Raw genomic sequence first — 20198 nt, 5'->3', positions numbered from 1 at the left:
TAGCTCTCGCTTTCAGCAAGCAATTTGCTGAAATTTATCAACGGTTAGGCCAGCTGGTTATAAACCCTGGCGATGCGGCCGCTGCCGCTGACGTTGACCGGGGATTCGAAAGCCCCGATAAAGCAGGATTCGCCCGGTTTGAGCGTCAGGCGTTGCCCGGATTTTTCCAGCGTCGCTTCGCCGGTGACGCAGAACACGATGGCGGCGCTCCGCTGTGCCAGCGCCTGTGGTGCGGCGGTCAAATCGTGCAGCGAGAAGGCGAAATCCTCCACCGGGATCGGGAAGAACAGCGCGTTGCCGCGTTGCTCCGGCTGGGTCAGCAGGCCGGAAGCCGGCTGCGGGCGGAACTGCAGATTAGCCAGCAGTTCAGGCACGTCGATGAATTTCGGCGTCAGGCCCGCGCGCAGCACGTTATCCGAGTTGGCCATCACCTCCAGCGCCACCCCTTTCAGGTAGGCGTGCGGCGTTTCGGCATACAGGAACATCGCTTCGCCCGGCGCGAGCTGCACCACGTTCAGCAGCAGCGGTGAGAACAGGCCGCTGTCGTCCGGATAAAAGCCGGCGATAAAGCGCACGGTATCCCAGGGTTCCCCCTGCTGGTTGTTGAGCGCGGCTTTCAGCACGCCGAGCGCCAGCGACTTTTGTTCGCCGCTCATCGTCAACAGGCTGGCGAACAGGGTAGCGAGATGCGCGGTGTCCGGCTGTTGCAGGAAGGCGGCGATGTCGTGGTGTGCGCCGGCAATCGGCTGCAGCAGGGAAACGATATCGGCCAGTTCGCGAAAGCCGTTCATCGCCAGGAACGGCGTCAGGGCGAACACCAGCTCGGGCTTGTGGTTGGGATCTTTATAGTTGCGTTCGGCGGCGCTCAGCGGAATGCCGGCGGCATTCTCTTTTGCGAAGCCGATCTCGGCCGCCGCTTTGCTCGGGTGGACCTGGATCGACAATGGCTGATCGGCGCAGAGTACTTTAAACAGGAACGGCAACTCGCCAAAGCGGCTTGCGACGTTGGCACCCAGCTGTTTTGGCTGGTCTTCATCGATCAGATCGCGCAGCGAACGCAGTTCGCCGTCGGCGCCCGGCACGCGGGAAGGGCTCTTGGGATGGGCGCCCATCCACAGTTCGGCCATCGGCTGATTATCCGGGTTGGCGATGCCGTAAAGGCGGGTCAGCGCATCGTGGCTGCCCCAGGCGTAATTTTGTACCGCGTTGGTCATTTTTTGCATGTCGATAAACATCCTTAGCGTCATTGTCGTACCGGGTGACAATAATTTACTGATTTTATACGGTTAATTGAATCTGTGCCGACAACCATCATACCCCCGCGTCGGCAGGAAAAATCATGGGCGCGATCAACATAACGCCGGATAACGCCGCGCCCGGCAACGGGGCCAAAGTATAGCGTGATAACGATCGGCGCCTCAATTGGCGCGCGGGCCTCAAGGTGGCCCGGAAAACCCGCCGATCGATTATTCTTTGGAACCGCGGGATTATTGCCGATAGCCCGTTTATCCTGCATCATTATTTATTTTCCAGCATGTCAAAATATGTCGGCTGAATTTATTTTTTACCGTCTGAGTCATTCCCTTATTATTATTTTTGCACTGCGCCGGGCGATCACACGCCGAGCTTAAACCTGCGCGCCAGACCCCTTTATCGTAACGGCTAACGAGTCGATTTAACGAAACAAGAGGTCTGTTGCATGAAAAAACTGTTGTTGCTGTTGGGGCTTTGCACCGGCGCAGCCCAGGCGGCGGTGATTGTCACCTATCCCTACGCCGCGCCGCGCACCGTGGTGATCGCGCCGGTGCCGATCGTCGTTGCACCCGCGCCGGTCGCGGCTCCCGCTGCGATCGCGCCTGTGGCGCATCCGTTGGCACTCACCGCCGGCGCGGTGGCGACCGGGGCCTATCGGCATAATGAACGGCAGGACGCCTACGACGAGATCAATCATCTGCAGCAACAACGTATCGATGAACTCAATCATTTACAGGCACAGCGCATCAATAATTTTAATTTGCGTCATCCGCGTTAATGCTACCCACGTTTTTATTCTCTAGGCTCATTCCCGGCCGTTTATTTCGCCACGGATTAACCGGCGGAAAATAACCGCGTCGTTAATGGGTAAAAGAGATGAAACGTGCTGTGAGATAACTCTCTTAATGCGAATAGTTATTATGTCACTATACTGGGAGTGCATGCCGACGAGGGGTAGCGCGTCGGCCTAACCCTACAATTTTAGGAATTATGCTAAGGAGATAATGATGGCAGGCGTTCGTATCGAAAAAGACTCTATGGGCCCCATCGAAGTACCGGCCGACAAGCTGTGGGGCGCGCAAACCCAGCGTTCTTTGGCGCATTTCCGCATTTCCTCCGAAAAGATGCCGACCGCGCTGATCCACGCGCTGGCGTTGACCAAGCGCGCCGCCGCGCAGGTGAACGTGGATCTGGGGCTGCTGCCGGCCGAACGGGGCGCCGCCATCATCAACGCCGCCGATGAAGTGCTGGCGGACAGCCATGCCGACCAGTTTCCGCTGTCGATCTGGCAAACCGGTTCCGGCACCCAGACCAACATGAACATGAACGAAGTGTTGGCCAACCGCGCCAGCGAGTTGCTGGGTGGCGTGCGCGGTGAAGAGCGCAAGGTGCACCCGAACGACGACGTCAATAAAAGCCAGAGCTCCAACGATGTGTTTCCCACCGCGATGCATGTGGCGGCGGTGATTGCGCTGCGCGAACACCTGATCCCCGAGCTGAAAGTGCTGCACAAGACGCTGAGCGACAAGGCCGAAGCTTACCGTGACATCGTCAAAATCGGCCGCACCCATCTGCAGGACGCCACGCCGCTGACCCTGGGGCAGGAGATCTCCGGTTGGGCGGCGATGTTGGCGCACAATCTGAAACACATCGAGGACAGTATCCCGCACATCGCCGAGCTGGCGCTGGGCGGCACGGCGGTCGGCACCGGGCTGAACACCCATCCGGAGTACGCGGTGCGCGTTGCTAAAGCGCTGGCGGAGTTGACCCATCAGCCCTTCGTCACGGCTCCGAACAAGTTCGAAGCGCTGGCGACCTGCGACGCGCTGGTGCAGGGGCATGGCGCGCTGAAAGGGCTGGCGGCTTCGCTGATGAAGATCGCCAACGACGTGCGCTGGCTGGCGTCCGGCCCACGCTGCGGCATCGGCGAGATTTCGATCCCGGAGAACGAACCGGGCAGCTCCATCATGCCGGGCAAAGTCAACCCGACCCAGTGCGAGGCGATGACCATGCTGTGCGCCCAGGTGCTGGGCAACGACGTGGCGGCGAACATCGGCGGTGCTTCCGGCAACTTTGAGCTGAACGTATTCCGCCCGATGGTGATCCACAACTACCTGCAGTCGATTCGCCTGCTGGCCGACGGCATGCAGGGCTTCAACGAGCACTGCGCGGTGGGCATCGAACCGAACCGCGATCGCATCACCCAGCTGCTGAACGAATCGCTGATGCTGGTGACGGCGCTCAACACCCATATCGGCTACGACAAGGCGGCGGAAATCGCCAAGAAAGCGCACAAGGAAGGGTTGACGCTGAAAGCTGCGGCGCTGAAGCTCGGCTACCTGACCGACGCGCAGTTCGACGAGTGGGTGCGGCCGGAAGCGATGGTCGGCAGCATGCAGAAATGATTGATCTGTGAGGCAACCGGGGGCTTACTGAGGTAAGCCCCTTTTTTATGGAGAAATCAAGATGTCGCGCGCGCAACGTTTACTCGATCTGATGCAGCTGCTGCGCAGCCACCGTTATCCGGTGGCGGGCCATGCGCTGGCGCAAACGCTGGGCATCAGCATGCGCACGCTGTACCGCGATATCGCTACGCTGCAGCAGCAGGGGGCGGAGATCGTCGGCGAGGCGGGTGTCGGCTATGTGCTGCGGCCCGGCTTTATGCTGCCGCCGCTGATGTTCTCGCAGGCGGAAACAGAAGCGCTGGTGCTGGGGATGCGTTGGGTCAGCCGCCGCGGCGACAGCCAGCTGGCGAGCGCGGCGGGCCAGGCGCTGGCCAAGATCGCCGACGTGCTGCCGCCGGCGCTGCGGGAGGCGCTGGAGGCCAACACGCTATTGATAGCGCCGGTTCAGGCGCCGCCGGTGGCGGATGCGATGCGGGTGCTGATCCGTGACACCATCCGCCGCGAGCGCAAGCTGCATATCGACTATCTCGATCTGGCGGGGCAGCACAGCGAACGCCTGCTGTGGCCCTTTGCGCTGGGTTTTTTCGAGCAGTTCCAGATGCTGGTCGCCTGGTGTGAGCTGCGCCAGGCGTTTCGCCATTTTCGCCTCGATCGCATTCAGGCTGCTACGCCTTTGGAACAGCGCTATCCGCGCGGCCGGCGGCGGTTGCTGAAAGAGTGGCGCCTCAGTGAGGGCATTGCGGAGCAATAGCGGCACGTTGCTGCCATAAACTGTCAGTCGCACCCCTTAGTCTGTGCCTATCGGGAACCGGCCGGTTCCCATCACCCAGAGGACAGACCGATGACCCTTCCCAGCATGACCCTGCTTTACGTCGACAACCCGCTGAACAGCGCCGCCTTTTATCAACGTTTACTGGGACAGGCGCCGGTAGAGCTTTCCCCTGGCTTCGCCCTGTTCGTGCTCAACAACGGCTTCAAGCTGGGAATGTGGGCCAAACAGGGGGTAAAACCCGCTGCCACGTTGACCGGTGGCGGCGGTGAACTGGGCTTTTTGTGCCAGGATCCGCAAGAGGTCGAAGCGCGCTATAACCAGTGGCGCGAACTCGGGTTGCCGATTGAGCAAACGCCGACCGAGATGGAGTTCGGTTACACCTTCGTGGCGCGAGATCCGGACGGCCATCGCCTGCGGGTGTATGCCCTCAGCGAGTAGCGTCGTCGGTATACAGATGCAGACGCGGCACCAGCAGCCGCAGCGGCCGGGCGTCGGGTTTGTAGCGGTGTTTCACCGCGTCGACGTCGTAGTTGAGCAGTTCGCCGATCTTCGGCACCGCTGCGCCGTTTTCAACCTGACACAGGGCGATCAGCGGCAGCGGGCAGGGGTGTTGCACCTGTTTTTGCTGCTGCTGATACCACACCCGGGCGATCGGCTGCACTTTGACCGGCCGCTTGATTTTCAGCGTCGCGTGCTGCGGCAGGCGGCTGACGTCGTCTATCTCGCGGCTGACCAGGGCAGCCCACTGTTCACGGCTGTGCGGCGGTACCGCGCGGCCGGCTTTCAGGCTTTTCTCCAGCTGCGCCAGGATGTCGTCCCGCTTGACGTTTTTGATGATGTGCTTGTTGGCCCAGCCGAAGCGCACGGAGTCGGGATTGGTCAGGGCGGTGAGGGTGCGATAGGCGCTGAGGGTAATCAGCCCGTGCAGATGGGTGTGCACGAACTCGAAACGCTGCTCCGGCGCCAGGCCGGAATCGACGGTGATAATCTGTTCCAGTTCGCCCTTCAGGCGGTTGATCAGCGCCAACTGCGTTTGCAGCGCCTGATACTCCGGCTGCTCCACCGCCAGACAGAGGACGCCGGGCAGGCGCACGGCGGCCTTGCTGCTGACATTCTGCCGGTTATGGTGGATGAACAGCCGCTGATAATGCTCCAGCGCCAGATCGCGCGCCGCTTGCCCCACATGCTGTTCGACCGCGATATGTGAGATGGCCTGATGTTCCTGGCCTTTTTCAACCTCCGGCAGGCTGAACACCCGCGCCGCCAGCAACCGCAGCGGGGCGATCTGCTGCTGCAGCGCGCCGAGCGCCTGCTCCAGCTCGGTAAAGCAGGCGTTCATCCGGCCAATCACATCGTATCTGCTCATCGCACGCTCCTATTTTAGTTACAACATACTATAGAGGAGTAGCGGACAGGGGGCAACATCGGCCCCTGCGCCGTAGGCAGCTTCACTGGCCACCCGGCTTACCAGCGGAAAATGCGCCATAGCGGCCTCTACGCCAGGGCACGTAATACACCCGGTATGCGTAGTGTTTTGATTCATTGATGGATTTTTTCTGACCGTTAGCTTTTTGTTTCGTCAATTTTTCGTTTGCCGTTGTCCAAACGCTGGAACAAACAGAATGGCAGGACGCTATGAGCCCTTGGGGTTATCTTTTCTTCTGTCATTAACGGGTGCTTTAAACGGAGGTTCACTGTGGATATGAAACAGAAAGTCAAAAACATGACGCTGGAAGAGAAGATCGGGCAAAAAATCATGCTGGATTTTCGCTACTGGGATCGGAACGGTAGCAGCAATCAGGATATGACCGTCCCCGATGAAGCCATTGGCAAGCTGATCGCCGATAACCACGTGGGTGGGGTGATCCTGTTCGCCAATAATCTTAAAGACAAGCAGCAGATCAACACGTTGACGGCCTGGTATGCCGCGATGAAAACCCACGCGGGCATTCGTTTGTTTATTGGCACGGACAACGAGGGCGGTAACGTTTTCCGGCTGCCGCGCGGCGACTATGCCTCATTCCCCGGCAATATGGCGCTGGCGGCGGCGATTGAAGGGGGCGCGGATGAACAGCTCGCCGTTGAACAGGGCAAGCTGATGGCTCAGGATATGCGCGCGTTGCATATCAATACCAACTTTGCCCCGGTCGTTGATGTCAACACCAACCCGTTCAACCCGGTGATTAACGTTCGCGCCTTCAGCGATGATAAGAACACCGTTTCCCGTCTGGCAGAGAAAATGGTGGCGGGCATGAAACACCAAGGGCTGATCACCGCGTATAAACACTTCCCCGGCCACGGCAGCACCTCCACCGACTCGCATACCGGTTTGCCGCGCGTCGATCGCACGCGGGAAGAGGCCTTTGCCATCGACATCGCCCCTTACAAGCAGGCCATCGATCGCTGCGCGGCGCCGGACATGGTGATGACCGCGCATATTCAGTATCCGGCACTGGATAACCGCCAGATCGATACCCGCAGCGGTGAAAAAATCACGGTGCCGGCCACCATGTCGCATGAAATTCAGACCCAGCTCCTGCGCAATGAGTTGGGGTATGCCGGCGTAACGATTTCAGATGCGCTGGATATGGGCGCGATTGCCGAGCATTTCAGCCAGCAAGCGGCGGCTGAAAACGTCTTTGCTGCCGGGGTGGATATTGCCCTGATGCCTGTCAGCATCGCCTCGCCGGCCCAGGCGAGCCTGCTGCCGGATCTGATCCGCTACCTTGCAGACAGGGTGAAAACGGGGCATCTCAGCGAGGCTGATATCGATGCCTCGGTCGAGCGAATTTTGTGCCTGAAATTACGCCATAGCCTGATGGGCCATAGCGAGAAACCCTGTTCCAGCGACGTTGCGTCGTCAGCGCATAAGCTGGAAAAACGTATCGCCGATCGTTCCATTACCGTGGTGATCGATCGCCACAGCCTGTTGCCGTTAAAGGACAAGGCGCTGCGCTACTTTATTCTGACCCCATGGGGCGAGCAGGCCAACGGCATTGCGCGCGTGATGGCGCAGGAGGGGTATCAGAACGTCGTTGCCGCGAAGGAAACGGAGCTGAGCGACGCCCAGGTCAGGGAACATATTGCCGGCTGCGACGTGTTCCTGCTCGGAACCCTCTCAACCCGTTTTACGCCGGCTGAACAGGATGGGGTCGTTACCTCCGCAACCGGGGCGGGTAATGACAGCAGCCCTTATCCGGGCTGGTTGAAATACGCCGCCGAGCAGGGGAAAAAACGGATTCACCTCTCACTGCGCGCACCTTACGATATCGTGAACTATGCCGCAGACGTGGAGGCGGCCGTCGCCACCTATTCCTACTACGGGTATGACAGCGGCGTGTGGCGTGGCCCTTCGATGGTCTCTTTGGCACAGGTGCTGACGGGTAAAATCAAACCGCAGGGCAAATTGCCGGTCAACACCTGGCATGACTACGATGTAGAAACCAATACGGGCAAGGTGGCGTTCCCGCGCGGAACTGGGCTGAGCTGGTAATGGGGTAAGGACACCGGCGTCGTCTGAACAGGGCGACGCCGATAGCTTGATAGCGTTGAGAAAGCGGGCAGTTTCTTGCTCTGCACGAAACGACATGGGATAACCGTCACTCACGGAAGGAGAACCAGAATGCCGACAGGCGTAACAAAATTAGGCGGATGGCTGTTGATGGCCGCAATGTTGGGCGTGAGCGGATGCGCCAAGCCACCCGAACCGGAGAAGCCCCCGCAACCGACACCGCCGATAACACCGATGCGGGGCATCTGGCTGGCCACGGTCATTGGCCTGGACTGGCCGCCGGCGGCCTCCCTGAAAGCGGAAACCGCGCAAGAGCGGGTTCGCCTGCAGAAACGGGGGCTGGCGGACGCGCTGGACGAGATGGTGAAAACCGGGATTAACGCGGTGTATTTTCAGGTTAAACCGGACGGCACGGCCCTGTGGCGCTCAAGCATCTTGCCCTGGTCAGAAGTCTTGACCGGCACCGTGGGCCAGGATCCGGGGTACGATCCGCTGGCCTTTATGCTGAAAGAAGCGCACCGGCGCGGCATCAAAGTGCATGCCTGGCTGAACCCTTATCGGGTTTCCATGAATACCCGACAGCAAACGATTGACGCACTCAATCATACGCTGCAGTCGCCGCCGGCCAGCGTCTATGCGCTGCATCCCGACTGGATACGCACCGCCAACGAGCGCTTCGTGCTCGACCCCGGTCTGCCCGACGTGCGCAACTGGATCACCAGCGTGGTGACTGAAATTGTCAAAAATTATGAGGTCGACGGCATTCAGTTTGACGATTATTTCTATTACGAAACGCCGCAATCGCCGCTGGATGATGAACGAACGTTTCGCGCATACGGAAAAGGATTTGCCGACAAAGCCGCCTGGCGCAGGGACAACACGCTGCAATTGATAAAACAGGTTTCAGCCACCATCCGAGCGTTGAAGCCCGCGGTTGCGTTTGGCGTCAGCCCGACGGGCGTCTGGCGAAACAAGGCGGACGATCCTGCCGGCTCGGCGACGCGGGCAGGGGCCCCATCGTACGATACGGCCTATGCCGATACGCGCCAGTGGGTCAAACTGGGGCTGCTCGATTATATCGCGCCGCAGCTGTATTGGCCTTTTGATCGTGAAATTGTCCGCTACGACGTGCTGGCCAACTGGTGGGCCGAGGTGGTGAAGGGCACATCAGTCCGGCTCTATGCCGGGGTGGCGCTGTATAAAGTGGGCACGCCTGCGGCCAGCGAGCCGGCCTGGACCGTCGATGGCGGCGTCCCCGAGCTGAAGAGGCAGCTGGATCTTAACGAGAGCCTGCCGGGGATGGGGGGAACCATCCTGTTCCGGCAGCGTTATCTGACTGAGCCGCAAACGGACAAGGCGGTGGAGTACCTGCGCACCCGCTGGAAAACCGGCCAATAATCACAGGCACTGACATGACGAGCCGCGGCAAACCACCGCGGCTTTTTCTTTTCAGAGGCGGGCCGCTTCCGGCAGGCGTTTCAGGTAATGCACCACCAGCAGCGCCAGCAGCAGCATCAGACTGATGAACGCCGCCACGCCATTCCAGCCGAAGCTGTGCCAGAACACGCCGCCGAGGGTGCCGGCCACGCTGGATCCGACGTAATAACAAAACAGATACAGCGACGACGCCTGGCCTTTGGCGCGGCGCGCGCGACGGCCGATCCAGCTGCTGGCCACCGAGTGAGCGGCGAAGAAACCGGCGGTGAACAGCATCATGCCGATAAAGATCGCCGGCACCTGCGGCAGCGCGGTAATCAGAATCCCGATCAGCATAATCACGATCGAGGCCAGTAGCACCGGGCCGCGCCCGAAGCGCGAGGTGAGCGCGCCGGCCTTGGGCGAGCTGTAGGAGCCGGTGAGGTATACCACCGACAGCAGGCCGACAATCGCCTGGCTCAGGTGGTAAGGATCCGCCAGCAGGCGATAGCCGATGTAGTTGAACAGGGTGACGAAGCTGCCCATCAGCAGGAAACCTTCCGCGAACAGCAGCGGCAGGCCCTTATCGTGCCAATGCAGCTTGAAGTTGATCAGCAAGGTGCGCGGGCGCAGCGAACTGGCGCGAAAATGCTGCGAAGCGGGCAGGATGCGCCAGAACATGCAGGCGGCGGCAAGGGCGAACAGGCCGATGACTCCGAGCGATACGCGCCAGGAGAAGAAGTCGGTCAACACCCCGGTCACCAGGCGGCCGCTCATGCCGCCGATCGAGTTGCCGCTGATGTACAGCCCCATCGAGAAGGCGACGAAGCTGGGGTGGATCTCTTCGCTGAGGTAGGTCATGCCGACCGCCGCCACGCCGCTCAGCGACAGGCCGATCAGCGCGCGCATCAGCAAAATGCCGTGCCAGCTGGTCATAAAGGCGCAGATCAGCGTGCAGACCGCCGCCAGCAGCAGCGCCACTACCATCACCGACTTGCGGCCAATGGCGTCGGACAGCGGCCCGGTGAACATCAGGCCGATCGCCAGCAGGCCGGTGGAGACCGAAAGCGACAGGCTGCTTTCCGCCGGCGAGACGCCAAAATCTTGCGACAGCACCGGCAGGATCGGCTGCACGCAGTAGAGCAGCGCGAAGGTCGCCAGCCCGGCGGAAAACAGCGCCAGCGTCACGCGCATAAACTGCGGCGTGCCGCGTTCGATATAGGGGAGTTTGTTGTTGAGGGTGGAGCGTTTTACTTTTGGCGCAGCGGCCGCGTCATCGTTGGCGGCCAGCGTCGACGGCATCGCGGCCGTAGAACGCACAGGGGTTGTCACAGCGTTTCCTTACCGAACTTCGGGGAGATAAACAGACATTTTACAGATAACAAAATGATAGGGAGCGGCGAATTTTTTGTCTAATATATTAATAATTCAAATTAAGACGTTTTAAATATGAATATCGAATTGAGACACCTGCGTTACTTTATCGCCGTGGCGGAAGAGCTGCATTTTGGCCGCGCCGCCGAACGGTTGCGGATCTCCCAGCCGCCGCTCAGCCAGCAAATCCAGGCGCTGGAAGAGATGGTTGGCGCGCGGCTGCTGGCGCGTAACAACCGCAACGTCAGTTTGACCCAGGCCGGGGAGATGTTCCTCAAAGAAGCCTACCAGGTGCTCGATCAGGTCGGGCGCGCGGCGGAAAAGGCAGCGCGTCTGGATCGCGGTGAGTTGGGGGAAATGACCATCGGCTTTACCTCTTCCGCGCCCTTTATCGGCGTGGTGTCGCGCAGCCTGCGCGCCTTTCGTCAGCACTCCCCGCAGGTGCATATCAAAATGCGCGAAATCAACACCAAACAGCAGATCGAGCCGTTGCTGAACGGTGAGTTGGATCTGGGGGTGATGCGCAACACGCGGCTGCCGGAGGCGCTCCACTTTCAGCTTCTGCTGCGTGAACCGCTGGTGGCGGTGGTGCCGGAAGGGCATCTGCTGGCGGAAACGCCCGGCGGCGCGCTGCGGTTTCAACACCTGGCACAGGAGCCGTTCGTGTTCTTCTCGCGTGAAGTGGGCACCGCGCTGTACGACGAAATTCTGCTGCTGCTCGGCAAGGCCGGCATTACCCCGTATATCACCCAGGAAGTGGGGGAAGCGATGACCATCATCGGGCTGGTTTCCGCCGGGTTGGGGGTGTCGATTTTGCCGGCTTCTTTCGCCCGGGTGCGGGTGGACGGCGTGCGCTATTTGCCGCTGGCGGAGCCGGACGCCACCACCGAAGTGTGGCTGGTGCATCACCGCCGCCGGCCGCTGACCGCCGCCGCGCAGGCGCTGATGGCGTTGATGCTGAAATGACGTTGAGCTTGGGCAAATAAAAATCAATTCACGCTGAAATCGCGAGGAATTTGTGCAGCAAATCACATAACGAATCAAATAGTTGACGCTGTATGACAAAAGCCCCACCATAACCCCTAGTCTTTATTTAGAAGCGCGAAAAATAGTAGGAGCAGGTTTGTGATTGCGGTTGGGCAGCCTGGGCATATCGATCAAATCAAGCAGACCAATGCGGGGGCGGTTTATCGGCTAATCGATCAACTGGGCCCGATTTCGCGCATCGAACTGTCAAAACGCGCGCAGCTGGCGCCCGCCAGCATCACCAAGATCGTGCGCGAACTGCTGGAAGCCCATCTGGTCAAGGAAACCGAGTACCAGGAAATCGGCAGCCGGGGCCGCCCGGCGGTGGGGCTGGTGCTGGACACCGAGGCCTGGCACTACCTGTCCGCCCGCATCAGCCGCGGCAGCATCACGCTGGCGCTGCGCGATCTCAGCAGCAAACTGGTAGTGGAGGAGCTGCTGCCGCTGGCGGCCGAACACCCTGAACCGCTGCTGAAACGCATCCTGACCGAAGTCGATCAGTTCTTTATCCGTCACCAAAGCAAGTTGGAGCGGCTGACGGCGATCGCCATCACGCTGCCGGGCATGATCGACGTGCAGTCCGGCGTGGTGCACCGCATGCCGTTTTACGACGTGCTGGAGATGCCGCTTGGCCCGGCATTGGAAACCCGCACCGGCCTGCCGGTTTACCTGCAGCACGACATCAGCGCCTGGACCATGGCTGAAGCGCTGTACGGCGCCTCGCGCGGCAGCCAGAACGTCATTCAGGTGGTGATCGACCACAACGTCGGCGCCGGGGTGATCACCGGCGGCCATGTGCTGCACGCCGGGAGCCACAGCGTGGTGGAAATCGGCCACACCCAGGTCGATCCTTACGGTAAACGCTGCTATTGCGGCAACCACGGCTGTCTCGAAACCGTGGCCAGCATCGAAAACATGCTGGAGATCGCCCAGCAGCGACTGAGCGGCTCGATGAGCTCCAGCCTGCACGGCGCGCCGCTGACCGTTGAATCGCTGTGCGATGCCGCGCTGGCAGGCGATCAGCTGGCGCGGGACATCATTCTCGGCGTCGGCCACAGCGTGGGGCGCATTCTGGCTATCATGGTCAACCTGTTCAATCCGGAGAAGATCCTGGTCGGCTCGCCGCTCAACCGTGCGGCGGAGATCCTGCATCCGGCCATCGCCTCCTGCATTCGCCAGCAGGCGCTGCCGGCCTACAGCGAGCAGGTCAAGGTCGAATCCACGCAGTTCTTCAATCAGGGCACCATGCCCGGTGCGGCGCTGGTGAAAGAGGCGCTGTACAACGGTTCATTGCTGGTGCAGCTGCTGCAAGGCTAACATCAGAACTTCTTATTAATCCTGCAAAAGATTGAGCTACCTCAAGCCCCTACGTGGCAGCATCCCCTAGAATTTTTCCGAAAGACTTCTTCGCCGCCGATGCGGCGACATATTGTTAACGGGGCATTCTGGGGCATTTTATTCATGTTGAAGCGTTTATTTGTGACAGGCACGGATACCGACGTCGGTAAAACCGTGGTTTCCCGCGGGTTGATGCAGGCGCTGGCTGCCGAGGGCCGTTCGGTGGCCGGCTACAAGCCGATCGCCGCACGCTGCCAGGAAACCAGCGAGGGCATCCGCAATAAAGACGCTTTGGTGTTGCAGGCATCTTCAACCCTGCCGCTGTCCTACGAGGAGATCAATCCCATCACCTGCCTGGATGAGGTGTTTCACGCGCATGCGACCGAGGACATCAACTATGGCGTGATGAGCAGCGGTCTGCGGGATCTGTCCGCCAAAGCCGACACGGTGGTGGTGGAAGGCAGCGGCGGTTGGCGGGTGCTGATGAACGATCTGCGGCCTTACGCTGAGTGGGTGGTGCAGGAACAGCTGCCGGTGGTGCTGGTGGTGGGCATCAAGCTGGGCTGCGTCAGCCACGCGCTGCTGACCGCACAGTCGATCATCAACGACGGCCTGCCGCTGTTGGGCTGGGTGGCCAACCGCATCAACCCGGGGTTGGCGCACTATGCTGAAACCATCGCGGCGCTGCAGCAGCGCATTCCCGCGCCGCTGCTGGGTGAAATTCCGTACCTGCCGCGCGCGGAGCAGCGCGAACTGGCGCACTACCTCGATATTTCCACGCTGCTGTAAGCCCGCTCAGGCGCACAGCGTCGCCAACAATCGGGCGACGATCAGCAGGCCCAGCCCATACACCGTGTGGGTGAGCAGGCTGAGGAGCCGCGCTCTTCGCGGGTGGGCGGTTTTCGCCGCCGCCACGCCAAAGCCCAGCGCGGGCTGCATCACCAGAAACGGCGCCGCCAGGCTCAGCCAGCCGCTCAACAGCGCGATGAACGGCTCCGGCGCCGCATACCACCCGATGCCCGCCAAACCGATCGGGATAAAGGCAAACGCGATGCCGATGGCGTAATGCAATATCCAGCCGATTTCTCTCTCTCCCCGGCGCGGCGGCGCCGTAACGATGGTGGCGTGAAACCAGCGGCCGTCGAACATGCCGAGAAACCAACGGCCCACCAGCGCATAATCGAGAGAAGGGATGCCGAAGCGCCGCTTCAGCAGCAGCGCCCACAGATCCATGCAGAGGGTGGCGCCGGCGCCGGTTAACAGGATGTGCACTAACAGATCGGGGGTCATAGGGGTGTCCTTGGCTCAGTGACGTGATAATGTGCGCACAGTGTGCAACTTAAAGTCGGCTTCAAGTCAATGGCAAAAGAACTGGATATTGGCACGGTGGCGCGCCTGAGCGGGATCGCGCCTTCCGCGCTGCGGCATTACGAGACGAAAGGGCTGATCGCGTCGATAGGCCGCCACGGTTTGCGTCGCCAATACGCCGCCGGCGTGCTTGACCAACTGCGGCTGATCGCGCTGGCGCGCCTGGCCGGTTTTACGCTGGACGAGATGAGCGCCTTGTTTGACGAACGGGGCAAGATAGCGCTCGATCGCGGGCTGCTGGCGGCGCGGGCGGATGAGCTGGATCGCCATATCCAGCGCCTGATGCAGGTACGCGACGGGCTGCGCCACATGGTCGATTGCCCTGAACCCGAGCACCTGCAGTGCCCGCAGTTCAGGAAAATCCTGCAGCAGGGCGAGTTCTAAGCCTCGCGTTTGGGCGGCGGCGCCGAGTGATACACCGACACTGGCCGCAGGCCGCGCGACACGGTGGTGGCGATCACGCACGAGAGCAGAATGCCGGGCAGCAGCGCGTATTCGCCGGTCATTTCAAACACCATCAACGCCGCCATGATCGGCGCATGGGTGGTGGCGGCCAGCAGGGTCGCCATGCCGGTCAGCGCCAGCAGCAGCGGCACCGCCGTATCCATGCCCGGCCACAGGCCAAACAGCTGACCGATGATCGAACCGAGCGCGGCGCCGACGAACAGCGTCGGGGTGAAGACCCCGCCCGGCGCGCCCGACCCGCTGCTGGCGAGGATCGCCAACAGTTTGCACACCAGGATAGCCCCCAGCAACAGCACCCCCGGCGGCGCGATCAGCAGCGCCTGCACCACGCTGTAACCATTGCCCCATACCTGCGGGAACAGCAGCGAAAGCAGCCCGACGATCAGGCCGCCCAGCGCCAGCTGCAACGGCGGCTTCAACCGCAGCGAGCGGAAGGCGTGGCCGGTGGCGGTCATCAGCCATAAAAACAGCGGCCCGCCGGCGCCGGCCACCACGCCGACCAGCGCCATCAGCAGGTATTGCGTCGGCAAGGGGGCCGCGAGCGGCGTCACCAGATAGAGCGGCGCCTGGCCGCCGTTGAGCAGGTTGGTCATCAGCAGGGCGCTGACCGCGGCGATCACCACCGGGCCGAGCGAGGCCAGCATCAGGGTGCCGAACAGGATCTCGGCGATAAACAGGCTGCCCGCCAGCGGCGCATGATAGGCGCTGGCCATCCCGGCGGCGGCGGCGCAGGCCACCCACAGTTTCCATTCTTTCTCGTGCGTAAAGCGCTGGGCAAACAGCGAGCCTACCAGCGCCGCCAGCAGGATCATCGCGCCTTCGCGGCCGATGGCGCTGCCGCTCGACACCACCAGCAGCGACGCCAGGCACTTCACCAGGCTGGCACCGGTGTCCAGCTTGCCGTTGCCGGTCTCGATCGCTTCCATATAGTCGGTAGGCGCCGCCGGGCGCTGGTGGCGGTAGCGCTGGTGAATATACAGCAGCAGGCCCGCCGCCAGGCCGCCCAGTGCCGGAGTGAGGGCGCGCCGCCAGCCGGGCAGCGCGGCGGCGGCGGCCACCAGGCTGCCGTCGGCATTGCCGAGCAGCAGCCACTCGAGGCCAATCATCGAACGGTGGAACAGCCACACCGCCAGAGCGGCGGCGACGCCGATGAACACGGCGATAAACAGGCTGCGCAACAGGGCGCGATAGTGGTGCAGGTGGACCAATCTTTTCATGCGTGGGCGGCGTCGTGAGAAAAATCAAAGGGTCATCAGCGCATTGTGCTTGGCGCTCCGGCCGATGACCAGTGAATCTTTAGCAAACTGCGGCGTGGGCGGGGCGGTGAGCGCCCCGGGGTGAGTTATTGCGGCGTCAGCACCCGGCGCGTGCGGCCGGAGCTGAGGTAGTCGGCGATGTAATCCTGCGAGATTTCGCCGCTGTAGCGGCCGTCTTCATCGACGATCGGCATCCAGGAGGTGTTGTGCTCGTACAGCTTCGACAGCACCACGCGCAGGTTCTCCTCTGCCCGCGCGGTGACGCGGAAACGGTGCAGGCTGTCGGCGCAGACGCCCGGCGCGCCGCGCGCCTCGCGGCGTTTGACGTACCCCAGCGGCTTGCCGTCGGCGTCCACCACCGTCACCGAGCGGGCGTCGATATCGTCCATCAGCCCGAACGCCTCCACTAGCGGCGTCTCCCGCCGCACCGTCACCGTTTCCTGCTGATCGGCTACGTCGCCGGCCTGCACCAGCAGCAGGCGCTTTAGCGTACGGTCCTGGCCGACAAAGGAGGCAACGAAGTCGTTCGCCGGCCGCGCCAGCAGCTCATCGGCGCTGGCGTTCTGTACGATTTTGCCCTGACGGAACACTGCGATGCGATCGCCGAGCTTCAGCGCTTCATCGATGTCGTGGCTCACCAGCATCACGGTCTTTTTCAACTGGCGCTGCATGTCGAGAAACTCGTTCTGGATGGTTTCGCGGTTGATCGGATCCACCGCGCCGAAGGGTTCATCCATCAGCAGCACCGGTGGATCGGCCGCCAGCGCACGGATCACGCCGATGCGCTGCTGCTGCCCGCCGGACATCTCTTTCGGGTAGCGGTGCAAAAAGCGCTTGGGATCCAGCGCCACCATGCTCATCAGCTCCTCGGCGCGATCGTGGCAGCGTTTTTTGTCCCAGCCCAGCATGCGCGGCACCACGGTGATGTTTTCCTCGATGGTCATGTTGGGGAACAGACCGATCTGCTGGATGACGTAGCCGATTTTGCGGCGCAGGCTGACGGTATCCAGCGCGCGGGTGTCTTCACCGTTGATCAGAATGGTGCCGCCGGTGGGTTCGATCAGGCGGTTGATCATCTTGAGCGTGGTGGTTTTGCCGCAGCCGGAAGGGCCGAGCAGCACGCAGATTTCGCCTTCCGGCACGTCCAGATTGATGTTGTCGACGGCGTTGAACGGCGTACCGTTCTTCTGCATGAACTGTTTGGTCAGATTTTCCAATTTAATCATGAGCGGATCCCCTTGGGCGTTAGCGCAATTTGCAAGCGGTGCAATAACCAATCGAGGACGATCGCCAGCAGGCTGATCATCACGGCGCCGGTAATCAACTGGCGGATGTCGCTGCTGCTGATGCCGTTGAGCAGCAGCAGGCCGAGGCCGCCGGCGCCGATCACTGCGGCGATCGCCATCACGCCGATATTCATCACCACGGCGGTGCGAATGCCGCCGAAAATGACCGGCAGCGCCACCGGGATCTCTACCCAGCGCAGGCGTTGCCAGAACGTCATACCGATGCCGCGGCCGGCTTCGCGCAGCCCGCCGGGCAGGTTGTCGAGCGCGGTGTGGGTGTTGCGCACGATCGGCAGCAGCGAGTAGAGGAACACCGCGGTGATCGCCGGCACGTAGCCGATGCCGTGGCCGATTAAGGAAAACAGCGGGATCATCAGCCCGAACAGGGCGATGGAGGGCACGGTCAGCACCAGCGTGGCCAGGCTCAACACCGGCGTCGCCAGCCATTTGTGGCGGACGATCAGCACGCCGAGCGGTACGCCGATCAGGATCGCCAGGCCGACGGCGACGCCGACCAGCAGCAGGTGTTCCAGCGTCAATCCGGCGATGTAGGCCCAGTTTTGCCAAGCGTAAAGCACAGTATTCATCACATGTCTCCCTTAATCAGGCCGCGCTGCTTGAGGAACGCGTCGGCGACCTGCTGCGGCGTCTGGTAGTCGATATCCACCTTGGCGTTAAGCTCGGTGATCACCTGATTGTTGAACTGTTTCGACAGCGTGTTCAGCGCCTCTTCCAGCCCCGGCGTGTTTTGCAACACGTCGGCGCGCACTACCGGCGTGACCGCATAGCTCGGGAAATAGCCCTTGTCGTCTTCGAGCACCTGCAGATCGAAGCCTTTCACCCGGCCGTCGGTGGTGTACACCAGTCCGGCATCGACGAAGCCGTCGCGGATGGCGTTGTAAACCAGGCCGGGGTCCATTTGGCGGATTTGCGGGCGATCGAGCGGCATGTCGTACAGCGCCTGCATCGGCTTCAGGCCGTCCGAGCGGCCGGCAAACTCCAGATCCAGCCCCAGCAGCCAGTTGTGTTTCGGGTCGGTTTTACGCACCTGTTCCACTTTGGCCACCAGCTGCGACATCGTGCGAATCTGCTCTTTTTCCGCGCGCTGGCGCTGCATGGCGAAGGCGTAGGTGTTGTTCATGTCCGCCGGCTGCAGCCACACCAGACCGAGTTTGGCGTCGAGCTTTTTCACCGTGTCGTAAGTTTCCTGCGGCGTCATGCGCTTATTGATGTGGTTAAAGATGATCAGCGAGGTGCCGGTGTATTCCCAGGTCATGTCGATCTGTTTGTTGATCATGGCGTTGCGGGTGATCACCGTGGCCAGATTGGTCTTGGGTTCGACCTGAAAACCTTTGGCCCGCAGGTATTGCACGGTGATCGCCGACAGAATGCGCTGTTCGGTAAAGTTCTTGCTCGCCAGCGTCAGCGGGGCGGCCCAGGCGGCCGCGCCGGTCATCAGCAAGGAGAACAGCAGCGCGTGGCGGAGGTGTTGTAACCATCGAGTCATCGCGTTTCTCCCATCAGGATGCGGTGTGCGGGCTGAGCCGGCGGCCGAGACCGGCCAGCGCCAGATCGAGCAGCAGGGCGATCAGCGCGGTGGCGGCGGCGCCGAGGATCAGCGTCGGGAAGTCGTTCAGGTAGATGCCGGGGAAAATCAGTTCGCCGTAGCTGCTGGCGCCGATCAAAAACGCCAGCGGCGCGGTGCCGACGTTGATCGCCATCGCGATGCGCACCCCGGCGAAGATCACCGGCAGCGCGTTGGGCAGCTCAACCTGGCGCAGCCGCTGCCCGGCGGTCATGCCAATACCGTTGGCGGCCTCGACCAGCGCCGGCGGCACCGAACGCAGGCCGGCATAGGTATTGCGCACGATGGGCAGCAGCGAGGCGAGGAACAGCGCCACCACCGCCGGCCGATCGCCGATGCCGATGATCACCATCGCCAGCGCCAGCACCGCCAGCGGCGGCAGGGTGTTGCCGACGTTAAAGATCTGCATCACGTGCTCCGCCCAGCGGCGGGCGAAGGGGCGGCTCAGCAGGATGCCGCTGGGAATGCCGACCAGCAGCGACAGCAGCATGGAGCACACCACCAGGAACATGTGCTGCTGGCCGAGGTAAATCAAATCTTCCCGGCGCGACTTGAGGGTTTCCCAACCGATGCCGTAAACCAGCAGCGCGATGACGGCGATAAACAGCAGGCTCCCGAGGAGCAGGCGCCGGTATGGCGCTGACTTGTGCATGATGTTGCGTCCTCCGTTGCGCGGAGCGGCCGATAGGCGGCGCATTCCGCTCTGATTGTTACCCACTGCCCGGCGGGCGTGGCGGTACAAAACGGGCGTTTCGCATGAGGTTAGCGACATTGAGCGAAGGGTGCGTTCGGCACAGCGTGCTGAACGTAGGCTCAATACGTGAGTTAATCAGCATAAGATACTGATATTTAAACTAGAGAAAGCACGAAGCCCAATGACCCCGGCTAGGAAAGGTATAGCACCCCGTCGTTGGCCATGCCAAGTTTTATGAACAAAATCAGCTGATTGAGTTTGCCCGTATTCACGCCTCAGCCCGCGTCAGCGCTGGGATGCGCGGAAAGTGAAAAAAATCCGCAGCAAAACGTTACGCCGTAACAATCAGTCCAAATGGTGCGATTCGCCGCCGGCAAAAGCAGGATGTGAGGGCGGATAGACTTGGCGCAGGCGCTTGCTGATATACTCAGGGAAAATAAAAACGCCA

Annotated in this window: 20 protein-coding genes; 10 read left to right on the top strand and 10 right to left on the bottom strand. The window is 61.4% G+C overall.

What is annotated here, in order from left to right; genetic code table 11:
• Positions 1-44: 44 nt before the first annotated feature.
• Both manA and ACYF6X_RS09005 read right to left on the bottom strand, forming a co-directional pair.
• Positions 45-1223: a mannose-6-phosphate isomerase gene (manA, locus tag ACYF6X_RS09010; RefSeq protein WP_063990340.1), complete on the bottom strand. Its 1179-nt coding sequence runs from the start codon at positions 1221-1223 to the stop codon at positions 45-47.
• Between the two features lie 20 nt (positions 1224-1243).
• Complete coding sequence (locus ACYF6X_RS09005; RefSeq protein WP_130018012.1) at positions 1244-1519, bottom strand: hypothetical protein; 276 nt, start codon at positions 1517-1519, stop codon at positions 1244-1246.
• A 180-nt stretch (positions 1520-1699) separates the two neighbouring features.
• On the opposite strand from ACYF6X_RS09005, the gene ACYF6X_RS09000 reads away from it, so the two are divergent.
• The 4 genes from ACYF6X_RS09000 (at position 1700) to ACYF6X_RS08985 (ending at position 4869) form a co-directional block, all read left to right on the top strand.
• The gene (locus ACYF6X_RS09000) at positions 1700-2032 is read left to right on the top strand and encodes a hypothetical protein (protein ID WP_063989755.1); all 333 of its coding nucleotides are present in this window, start codon (positions 1700-1702) and stop codon (positions 2030-2032) included.
• Positions 2033-2261: 229 nt separating this feature from the next.
• A complete protein-coding gene (fumC, locus tag ACYF6X_RS08995) occupies positions 2262-3659 on the top strand; it encodes a class II fumarate hydratase (RefSeq protein WP_460925513.1) in 1398 nt (465 codons plus the stop codon).
• 61 nt (positions 3660-3720) lie between these two features.
• On the top strand, positions 3721-4410 hold the full coding sequence (locus ACYF6X_RS08990) for a helix-turn-helix transcriptional regulator (protein WP_130018013.1): 690 nt from the start codon (positions 3721-3723) through the stop codon (positions 4408-4410).
• 90 nt (positions 4411-4500) lie between these two features.
• Positions 4501-4869 carry a VOC family protein gene (locus ACYF6X_RS08985; protein ID WP_028128189.1) on the top strand — a complete coding sequence of 123 codons (369 nt, stop codon included), beginning with the start codon at positions 4501-4503 and terminating at the stop codon, positions 4867-4869.
• On the opposite strand, the gene tus is transcribed toward ACYF6X_RS08985, so the two are convergent.
• Positions 4859-5797, bottom strand: coding sequence for a DNA replication terminus site-binding protein (gene tus / locus ACYF6X_RS08980; protein WP_130018014.1), 939 nt, complete (start codon positions 5795-5797; stop codon positions 4859-4861). The genes ACYF6X_RS08985 and tus overlap by 11 nt on opposite strands.
• 336 nt (positions 5798-6133) lie before the next feature.
• On the opposite strand from tus, the gene ACYF6X_RS08975 reads away from it, so the two are divergent.
• Positions 6134-7924, top strand: coding sequence for a glycoside hydrolase family 3 protein (locus ACYF6X_RS08975; RefSeq protein ID WP_242512553.1), 1791 nt, complete (start codon positions 6134-6136; stop codon positions 7922-7924).
• Between the two features lie 168 nt (positions 7925-8092).
• A complete protein-coding gene (locus ACYF6X_RS08970; RefSeq protein ID WP_423827555.1) occupies positions 8093-9340 on the top strand; it encodes a glycoside hydrolase family 10 protein in 1248 nt (415 codons plus the stop codon).
• Between the two features lie 51 nt (positions 9341-9391).
• Here the strand turns inward: ACYF6X_RS08970 and ACYF6X_RS08965 are convergent, their stop codons facing one another.
• Entirely contained in the window at positions 9392-10660 is a 1269-nt protein-coding gene (locus ACYF6X_RS08965) for an MFS transporter (RefSeq protein WP_172837479.1), read from the bottom strand.
• A gap of 147 nt (positions 10661-10807) precedes the next feature.
• Between ACYF6X_RS08965 and ACYF6X_RS08960 the strand changes: the two genes are divergently transcribed.
• The 3 genes from ACYF6X_RS08960 to bioD all read left to right on the top strand — a co-directional run bounded on the left by ACYF6X_RS08960 (position 10808) and on the right by bioD (position 13885).
• Positions 10808-11698, top strand: coding sequence for a LysR substrate-binding domain-containing protein (locus ACYF6X_RS08960; RefSeq protein ID WP_063989761.1), 891 nt, complete (start codon positions 10808-10810; stop codon positions 11696-11698).
• A gap of 159 nt (positions 11699-11857) precedes the next feature.
• Entirely contained in the window at positions 11858-13075 is a 1218-nt protein-coding gene (gene mlc / locus ACYF6X_RS08955) for a sugar metabolism global transcriptional regulator Mlc (protein WP_033648222.1), read from the top strand.
• A gap of 144 nt (positions 13076-13219) precedes the next feature.
• Positions 13220-13885 (top strand): dethiobiotin synthase, encoded by a 666-nt coding sequence (gene bioD, locus ACYF6X_RS08950; RefSeq protein WP_049199186.1) that lies wholly within the window; start codon positions 13220-13222, stop codon positions 13883-13885.
• 6 nt (positions 13886-13891) lie between these two features.
• On the opposite strand, the gene ACYF6X_RS08945 is transcribed toward bioD, so the two are convergent.
• Positions 13892-14386, bottom strand: a complete 495-nt coding sequence (locus tag ACYF6X_RS08945; protein WP_130018017.1) for a DUF2938 family protein — start codon at positions 14384-14386, stop codon at positions 13892-13894.
• 69 nt (positions 14387-14455) lie between these two features.
• Here ACYF6X_RS08945 and ACYF6X_RS08940 point away from each other — a divergent pair, with 69 nt between their 5' ends.
• On the top strand, positions 14456-14848 hold the full coding sequence (locus tag ACYF6X_RS08940; RefSeq protein WP_130018018.1) for a helix-turn-helix domain-containing protein: 393 nt from the start codon (positions 14456-14458) through the stop codon (positions 14846-14848).
• Here the strand turns inward: ACYF6X_RS08940 and clcB are convergent.
• The 5 genes from clcB to ACYF6X_RS08915 all read right to left on the bottom strand — a co-directional run bounded on the left by clcB (position 14845) and on the right by ACYF6X_RS08915 (position 19708).
• Positions 14845-16146 carry a voltage-gated ClC-type chloride channel ClcB gene (gene clcB / locus ACYF6X_RS08935; protein ID WP_038873948.1) on the bottom strand — a complete coding sequence of 434 codons (1302 nt, stop codon included), beginning with the start codon at positions 16144-16146 and terminating at the stop codon, positions 14845-14847. The genes ACYF6X_RS08940 and clcB overlap by 4 nt on opposite strands.
• Before the next feature lie 125 nt (positions 16147-16271).
• A complete protein-coding gene (gene osmV, locus ACYF6X_RS08930; protein ID WP_130018019.1) occupies positions 16272-17411 on the bottom strand; it encodes an osmoprotectant ABC transporter ATP-binding protein OsmV in 1140 nt (379 codons plus the stop codon).
• Positions 17408-18058 carry an osmoprotectant ABC transporter permease OsmW gene (gene osmW, locus ACYF6X_RS08925; RefSeq protein ID WP_049199194.1) on the bottom strand — a complete coding sequence of 217 codons (651 nt, stop codon included), beginning with the start codon at positions 18056-18058 and terminating at the stop codon, positions 17408-17410. Before osmW ends, osmV begins: the two co-directional genes overlap by 4 nt.
• Entirely contained in the window at positions 18058-18927 is an 870-nt protein-coding gene (locus tag ACYF6X_RS08920; protein ID WP_406880149.1) for a glycine betaine ABC transporter substrate-binding protein, read from the bottom strand. The genes osmW and ACYF6X_RS08920 overlap by 1 nt, the downstream gene beginning before the upstream one ends.
• Positions 18928-18991: 64 nt before the next feature.
• Positions 18992-19708: an ABC transporter permease gene (locus ACYF6X_RS08915; protein ID WP_004938551.1), complete on the bottom strand. Its 717-nt coding sequence runs from the start codon at positions 19706-19708 to the stop codon at positions 18992-18994.
• Positions 19709-20198 lie beyond the last annotated feature (490 nt).

The organism is Serratia sp. ID 25-353 (assembly GCF_054792795.1).
This window is presented reverse-complemented; position numbering and strand designations above follow the sequence as displayed.

Bases quoted from the DNA above. Each gene is read 5' to 3' on its own strand.
- osmV (WP_130018019.1), bottom strand. From the start codon at position 17,411: ATGATTAAATTGGAAAATCTGACCAAACAGTTCATGCAGAAGAACGGT.
- ACYF6X_RS08945 (WP_130018017.1), bottom strand. From the start codon at position 14,386: ATGACCCCCGATCTGTTAGTGCACATCCTGTTAACCGGCGCCGGCGCC.
- ACYF6X_RS08915 (WP_004938551.1), bottom strand. From the start codon at position 19,708: ATGCACAAGTCAGCGCCATACCGGCGCCTGCTCCTCGGGAGCCTGCTG.
- ACYF6X_RS08965 (WP_172837479.1), bottom strand. From the start codon at position 10,660: ATGCCGTCGACGCTGGCCGCCAACGATGACGCGGCCGCTGCGCCAAAA.
- tus (WP_130018014.1), bottom strand. From the start codon at position 5,797: ATGAGCAGATACGATGTGATTGGCCGGATGAACGCCTGCTTTACCGAG.
- clcB (WP_038873948.1), bottom strand. From the start codon at position 16,146: ATGAAAAGATTGGTCCACCTGCACCACTATCGCGCCCTGTTGCGCAGC.
- ACYF6X_RS08940 (WP_130018018.1), top strand. From the start codon at position 14,456: ATGGCAAAAGAACTGGATATTGGCACGGTGGCGCGCCTGAGCGGGATC.
- osmW (WP_049199194.1), bottom strand. From the start codon at position 18,058: ATGAATACTGTGCTTTACGCTTGGCAAAACTGGGCCTACATCGCCGGA.
- ACYF6X_RS08985 (WP_028128189.1), top strand. From the start codon at position 4,501: ATGACCCTTCCCAGCATGACCCTGCTTTACGTCGACAACCCGCTGAAC.
- ACYF6X_RS08960 (WP_063989761.1), top strand. From the start codon at position 10,808: ATGAATATCGAATTGAGACACCTGCGTTACTTTATCGCCGTGGCGGAA.
- ACYF6X_RS08975 (WP_242512553.1), top strand. From the start codon at position 6,134: ATGAAACAGAAAGTCAAAAACATGACGCTGGAAGAGAAGATCGGGCAA.
- bioD (WP_049199186.1), top strand. From the start codon at position 13,220: ATGTTGAAGCGTTTATTTGTGACAGGCACGGATACCGACGTCGGTAAA.
- ACYF6X_RS09005 (WP_130018012.1), bottom strand. From the start codon at position 1,519: ATGATGCAGGATAAACGGGCTATCGGCAATAATCCCGCGGTTCCAAAG.
- ACYF6X_RS09000 (WP_063989755.1), top strand. From the start codon at position 1,700: ATGAAAAAACTGTTGTTGCTGTTGGGGCTTTGCACCGGCGCAGCCCAG.
- ACYF6X_RS08970 (WP_423827555.1), top strand. From the start codon at position 8,093: ATGGCCGCAATGTTGGGCGTGAGCGGATGCGCCAAGCCACCCGAACCG.
- manA (WP_063990340.1), bottom strand. From the start codon at position 1,223: ATGCAAAAAATGACCAACGCGGTACAAAATTACGCCTGGGGCAGCCAC.
- ACYF6X_RS08990 (WP_130018013.1), top strand. From the start codon at position 3,721: ATGTCGCGCGCGCAACGTTTACTCGATCTGATGCAGCTGCTGCGCAGC.
- ACYF6X_RS08920 (WP_406880149.1), bottom strand. From the start codon at position 18,927: ATGACCGGCGCGGCCGCCTGGGCCGCCCCGCTGACGCTGGCGAGCAAG.
- fumC (WP_460925513.1), top strand. From the start codon at position 2,262: ATGGCAGGCGTTCGTATCGAAAAAGACTCTATGGGCCCCATCGAAGTA.